This is a genomic window from Frankia sp. CcWB2 (assembly GCF_977927585.1).
This window is the reverse complement of sequence record NZ_CDWRCM010000022.1, coordinates 1965-5061: the sequence shown is the minus strand read 5'-3', so window position 1 is coordinate 5061 and position 3097 is coordinate 1965. Positions and strand designations below refer to the sequence as shown.

General features: G+C 66.7%; 2 protein-coding genes and 1 pseudogene. 1 reads left to right on the top strand and 2 read right to left on the bottom strand.

Features of this window, described 5'->3' with window-relative positions; translation table 11 throughout:
* The coding region (locus tag ACY45C_RS04250; RefSeq protein ID WP_462186341.1) for a MurR/RpiR family transcriptional regulator at positions 1-513 on the bottom strand (513 nt) is incomplete at its 3' end.
* A 1419-nt stretch (positions 514-1932) separates the two neighbouring features.
* On the opposite strand from ACY45C_RS04250, the gene ACY45C_RS04245 reads away from it, so the two are divergent.
* Positions 1933-2832, top strand: a complete 900-nt coding sequence (locus ACY45C_RS04245; RefSeq protein WP_462186340.1) for a hypothetical protein — start codon at positions 1933-1935, stop codon at positions 2830-2832.
* Between the two features lie 6 nt (positions 2833-2838).
* Here ACY45C_RS04245 and ACY45C_RS04240 read toward each other — a convergent pair.
* Positions 2839-3097: pseudogene (locus ACY45C_RS04240) on the bottom strand (hypothetical protein); the annotation flags it as partial.

Genomic DNA, 3097 nt, shown 5'->3' with positions numbered 1-3097 from the left:
GCGAAAGCGGTAGGCGGCGTCCTGGGCGAGGGGGGCGGACGTCCCCGCGCCGATGAGCAGGACCCGGTCAGCGCGATGCAGGGCGTCGACCGCGCGGGCGAATGCCGTGCGGTCGACGGTGCGGGTGGTCTCGGACAGGGCCGCCTCGGTGCTGCGGAGGATCTTCTCCAGGATGGTGGCAGGGGAGTCGGCGTGAGTGACGTCTTCGTGAAGGCCGCGTTCGGGGGGAATCGCTTCGCCGGCGAGACGGATCTTGAGGTCGGCGAAGCCCTTGAGGCCGAGGTCCTGACAGAACCGGACCACGGTCGCGACGGAGGTGCTGGTCCGATCGGCGAGATCGGTGACGGTGAGGTGAACGATTTCCCTCGGGTCACTGAGGATCAGCTGGCCGATCTTGCGACCGCTGGGAGTGAGGGTCGGCAGGCAGGCGCGTAGGTGCGCGATGGTGCCGCCCGGCTCGGGGAGGGGTTGGGCGGGCTCGTCGATCGCCTCGACGGCCGTCGGTCCGGTCATGGTCTCTCCCAACGTCGTCGCCATCCTCGCGCTTTCCGGCTTCCGGCTTGCCGGTGGTGTACTGCCATCTGCCGCACGGGTTGGATGAAGATCTGTTTCTTCGGTAGAAATCATACTGTATGAAAGTTCTATCCATCTAATAGATCCTGTTAAGAGGATGTTTCCTTCTGCTGTCTACGGTCGTCTACGGTCATGGCCGTGGATCAGGGCGGGGGCAGTCGATGGGGAGGTCGGGCGGATCGTCGGGGCGCCGTCCACCGGCTTGCCACTCGGTAAGCCGGTCATCTTCGGATAGCGCCAGGGAGATCCGAGCGTCGTAGCTGGCAAGGTTGGATTACGCGATAGAAATTCGTTACTCGAAATTGTATCAGTTAGGTGATTTTTTATAAAAGGGTGAAGCGTGAGTCTGCCAAGCGGATCCATGGCCCGGCTGGGGTCGCACGTGACCGCCGATCTCGACCGGTGGCGCGGGACGGGAGTCTGGCTCGTCGACGGCTTCCTGCCGGGAGACGATCTGGCCCTGCTGCGCCGATGGGCCCAGGAGGTCGAAGACTGGCCACCGGCCCCCGGCCGGCAGCGCCCCCAACCACTCCGGCCACTCCCGCCGCACGCTCTACCTCACCTACAACCGGCTGTCCGACGGCAACCGGCGCGACACCTATGGAGCCCTGCTGTCGTGTCGGTCGTAGAGTTCCGGCCCGGAACTCTACTCGGGAGGACACCACCTGACCGAGCGCAACCCGGGCCATCGCCAACTCCAGGGTCTGGCGAGTACTGCAGGGTCTGGCACGTACTGCACACCGACCACCGGCGTCCGCTCCCGACCTGTCGGTCGGTATTCTCCGTGATCCGGGCGCTCTCTTTCTATTCCATGAGTTCTGCGTAACCCTCCTTATCACCCTCCTTGGTTCCGGCGGTGCCGGGTGGGCCCGGTCCCGGCCGATCCAGTTTTCCGCACCGACCATTCTGGCGTGCTGGCGGCCATCATCCTGCACACACCACATCCGCGGACCCGGCCCGTTCGGAGAGCCCGACATAATCGTATCGCCGTCCTCCGTCTTCCTGGTGAGGACAGGTGAGTCGGAACATGCCGGCCGAACAGCTTTCGCCGACGTCTCCTGGTGGGTGCGGAAAAAATCCCCGGCACACACGGCACGGGGCGGACCGTCCGTGCCCGGTTCCCGCCGCCGTGTTAGCCCGGACGGGGTACATGGTGAGATCGTGCGGGGTAGCACGAGGACGTCGCAGAGTACTGTCGCCAGAGCGATTCAACGTACACGTACGCCGATAAATTACGCAGGGAAGGGGCGTCCCGCTATGGAGTCGAAATGAAATAACTTGCGCGTTTCGAACCCTCCACAGGCCTGTGACCTGCGATGATGCTCTCGATCACGTATTTGTTACTTCATTACGTCCCCTATGCGCTCGCGAAAAATGTATTTTGCCGCCGTCGGTGCTGCCGGCGCCCTGGCCGCCGCCGTGGCCGGTCCAGCCGGCGCCGCGTTCCCCGACGGGGTGCCCGGTTCCAGTCAGGTCACGCTCCCGGGCGGCTCCGCCCTGCGGCCAGATCTCGACGTGAGTATCGACAACGTCGTCGTCAACCCGACCCCGCCTCATGTCGTCGCACAGATCAACCCGTTGTTCCGCGCCTACTCGATCGGGGCGGCCGACATCAACCGGGTCCAGAGCCACCTGCGGTCGCTCGAGCTGCGATCGGCAGGCGGGCACGACATGGTCTCGTGGACGCTGAGGAACGTCACCGATCATCCTGTCGCCTTCGGCTGGTTCTCGAAGGAGGGGCGGGGTGGCAACGGCGTGCTGGCGGCGGGTGCCTCGCGCACCCTGGACACGCATTCCTCCCTTGTCGTGGCCCGCGCGTTCGACCAGTCGTGGAATCCCTCACCCCAGCTGCCGACGATTGGTGTGTCGACCCACGGCCGGCCGGTGCCGGCCACCGGACCTGGCCCGTCGACCGCCACCACTACCGGCACTACCGGCACCGGCCCCGTCGCCCCGGGAGCCGGTATCGCGCCGGGCGCGCGGGGCGAGGCGCCCTCGTCCCCGCAGGCTTCTGGCGGTGGACAGGCTTCTGGTAGCGGACAGACTCCCGGTACTGGGGAGTCGACCGGTGGCGGACAGAACCTGAGTACCGCGAAGGCTCTCGGAACGGGAGCCCCAGCCCAGGGGACGGGCTCGACATCACCCGTAACCAGCGGCACGACGCCACAGGGCTCGCCCGGGCAACAGGGCGGCACCGGCACCGGCACGACGGCACCGGCGACGCCGATCACGACGAACACCATCCCCTTCACGGGATGACCGGCTCTATGGGATGACAGAGGTGACGGACGCGGGCACCCGGCGGCCTCGACCACCCGCCGGCTTGTCGGCGCCGCGCGCGTCGGCCGCGCTGGTGGTCGCCGTGTGCGGGCTGCTGTTCCCGGCCGCCTGCGCGGTCGGCGGTGAGGGCATCGGCGCCAGGTCTTCGGCCACCGGTATGTCTTCGGCTACCCCCAGGTCTTCGGTCACCGCTATGTCTTCTCGCGGCGCGGCGGCCGAACCGGAGGCGGTGAACACGATTCTG